This is a genomic window from Herminiimonas sp. (assembly GCF_030645555.1).
Taxonomy (GTDB): Bacteria; Pseudomonadota; Gammaproteobacteria; order Burkholderiales; family Burkholderiaceae_D; genus Oxalicibacterium.
Genome location: NZ_JAUSME010000025.1, coordinates 1 through 3,191 on the forward strand (window position 1 = coordinate 1; position 3,191 = coordinate 3,191).

General features: G+C 58.4%; 3 protein-coding genes. All 3 read left to right on the forward strand.

Annotation, left to right across the window (positions count from 1 at the left end):
- Nucleotides 1-655, forward strand: a 655-nt coding sequence (locus Q7T06_RS00880) for a homoserine dehydrogenase (protein WP_304778558.1), incomplete at its 5' end; no start/stop codon positions are given.
- 200 nt (nucleotides 656-855) lie between these two features.
- A complete protein-coding gene (gene thrC / locus Q7T06_RS00885; protein ID WP_304778560.1) occupies nucleotides 856-2,316 on the forward strand; it encodes a threonine synthase in 1,461 nt (486 codons plus the stop codon).
- 85 nt (nucleotides 2,317-2,401) lie between these two features.
- The coding region (locus tag Q7T06_RS00890) for a molybdopterin molybdotransferase MoeA (protein WP_304778563.1) at nucleotides 2,402-3,191 on the forward strand (790 nt) is incomplete at its 3' end.

Below are 3,191 nucleotides of genomic sequence, written 5' to 3' on the forward strand. Positions count from 1 at the left end.
GTTCGACAAGGCGCATATCGAAGGCATCACCAAGCTGGAAGCAGTCGATATCCGTTATGCAGAACAACTCGGTTATCGCATCAAGCTGCTTGGCATCGCCAAGCGCACGCCCAAGGGCATAGAGTTGCGCGTGCATCCGACGCTGATCCCGGCCAAGCGCCTGATCGCCAACGTGGAAGGTGCGATGAATGCGGTGCTGGTGCACGGCGACGCGGTAGGCGCCACGCTGTATTACGGCAAGGGTGCGGGCGCCGAGCCGACTGCATCTGCCGTCATTGCCGATCTGGTCGACATCACCCGCCTGGCGGATGCAGACCCGGCGCACCGCGTGCCTTACCTTGCGTTCCAGCCACAATCGATGACGGACACGCCTATCCTGCCGATCTCGGAAGTGACGACCAGTTACTACCTGCGCATGCATGTGGCCGACAAACTCGGCGTGCTGGCAAATGTGACCAGCATACTGGCTGAGTCGACGATTTCGATCGATGCGATGCTGCAAAAGGAACCGGCAGCTGGCGAGACTCAGACCGACATCATCATGCTGACGCACCAGACGCAAGAAAAGAATGTAGAAGCGGCGATCAAGAAGATAGAGGCCTTGCCTACGGTATTGGGCAAGGTCACGAAGATCCGCCTCGAACAGTTGAGCTAGGTTTTCCATCCGGTGCCGCATGCGGCACCGTTTTTTGTCGCTTGCGTGCAAGCGGCCATGCAGATGCCCTGATGGCCGTTTTGCACGGCTACTGCCAATGGCGAAGTTATAATATTGCTTAAGTCCTGCAATGCGTTGCCTGCATTGAAACAATCCGGTTTCCTGCCCAGCGCGACCACACAAACTATTCAACTATTCCTATGCAATACATATCCACACGTGGCTTGGCTCCAGCGCAATCATTTTCCCAAATTTTGCTCGGTGGTCTGGCGCCCGATGGCGGCCTGTATCTGCCGGCTGAATATCCGCAAGTCAGCAGTGCGGAGCTCGATGCATGGCGCAGCCTCTCCTATGCCGACCTCGCGTTCGAGGTGCTGAAGAAATTCGCCACCGACATACCCGATGCCGACCTGAAGGCGCTGGTACACAAGACCTATACCGCTGAGGTCTATCGCAATGCACGCGAGGGTGAAGATGCGACGCGCATCACGCCCGTGCATACGGTGGAAGAAAAGAACGGCACCAGGCTGGTGTTGCAAGCCTTGTCGAATGGCCCGACGCTGGCGTTCAAGGACATGGCGATGCAGTTGCTCGGCAACCTGTTCGAGTACGCGCTGGCCAAACAGCATGCGGAATTGAATATTTTTGGCGCGACCTCCGGCGACACCGGCAGCGCAGCCGAATATGCGATGCGCGGAAAGAAGGGCATACGCGTCTTCATGCTGTCGCCGCACAATAAAATGAGCGCCTTCCAGAGCGCGCAAATGTTCAGCCTGCAAGACCCGAATATTTTCAATATCGCCGTCGACGGCGTGTTCGACGATTGCCAGGACATGGTCAAGGCCGTTTCCAACGATCTGGCATTCAAGCAGCAGCAAAAGATAGGCACCGTCAATTCGATCAACTGGGCGCGCGTCGTGGCGCAAGTCATTTATTATTTCCGCGGTTACCTGAGCGTGACGAGCTCGAACGAGGAAAAAGTATCGTTCACCGTCCCATCCGGCAATTTCGGCAATATCTGCGCCGGCCACATCGCGCGCATGATGGGTTTGCCGATAGACAAACTGGTGGCGGCAACCAACGAGAATGATGTGCTGGATGAATTCTTCCGCACCGGCGTCTATCGCGTGCGCAAGTCGGCCGAGACATATCACACGACCAGCCCGAGCATGGATATCAGCAAGGCATCGAACTTCGAGCGCTTTGTATTCGATTTGCTCGATCGCGATGGCGAGCGTGTGCGCGCCCTGTTCCAGAAGGTGGAGACGCAGGGCGGCTTCGACCTGTCCGGCAAGCCGGGCAGCGACGGCGATGAATTCAGGAAAATTGCGCAATTCGGTTTCGCTTCCGGCAAATCGACGCACGCCGATCGCCTCGCGACGATACGCGACCTGCAAGCCAAATACGGCTTGATGATAGATACGCACACTGCCGATGGCGTCAAGGTTGCGCGTGAACACCTGACCCCGGGCGTGCCGATGATCGTGCTGGAAACCGCCTTGCCGGCCAAGTTCAATGAAACCATACGCGAAGCGCTGGGCCGCGATGCCGCGCGTCCAGCTGGCTTTGAAAACATTGAAGACTTGCCGCAGCGCTTAGTCGTGATGACGACCGATATCGACAAGATGAAGGCATACATCGCTGCGCATACCGGTTTGTAAGGGGCATCGCCGCACGGCAGAGGATTTTCGCTGCGTTTATCCTCTGCGTTTTCTATCGTTTCATTACCAGATTATCGAGCCGAGCATGACTGAGCCTAAACCTAAACCGATGTTGAGCGTTGATGAAGCACTAGCCTTCCTGCTTGCTGGCGCAAGAAAAATCACCGCCACGCAAACGCTGCCTACGCTGGAAGCCAACGGCCGCATCCTCGCCGTCGCACAAACTTCGCAACTGGATGTGCCGCCGGTCGACAATACTTCAATGGATGGCTATGCGGTGCGTGCTGCCGATTGCGTCAGCGGCGCAGCCGTATTGCGCGTCAGTCAGCGCATCCCGGCCGGCCATGTCGGCCAGCCGCTGGAGGCGGGCTGCGCGGCGCGCATCTTTACCGGCGCGATGATTCCTGCCGGTGCGGATGCGGTCGTGATGCAGGAAGTCTGCGTCGCCGCGAAAGATGCAGACGGCGATCTGGTCACCGTCAAACATGCGCCGCAAGCCGGCGAATGGATACGCCGCGCCGGCGAAGACATACGGGCCGGCAGCACCATCCTGGCTGCGGGCCAGCGCCTGCGTGCGCAGGAACTGGGCCTGGCGGCATCGGTCGGCCTGGCGGAACTGCCGGTGGTGCGCAAATTGCGCGTCGCGGTCTTCTTTACCGGCGATGAACTGGCGATGCCGGGCGAGGCATTGAAGCCTGGCGCGATTTACAATTCAAATAAATTCACGTTGCGTGGCTTGCTGGAAAATCTCGGCTGCGACATCACTGATTACGGCATCGTTCCCGATACGCTGGCAGCCACGCGTGAGACCTTGCGCCGCGCTGCAGCCGGGCATGATTTGATCATCACCTCCGGCGGCGTCTCGGTCGGCGAGG

Coding starts and splice junctions, on each gene's coding strand:
- thrC (WP_304778560.1), top strand. CDS start 856: ATGCAATACATATCCACACGTGGCTTGGCTCCAGCGCAATCATTTTCC.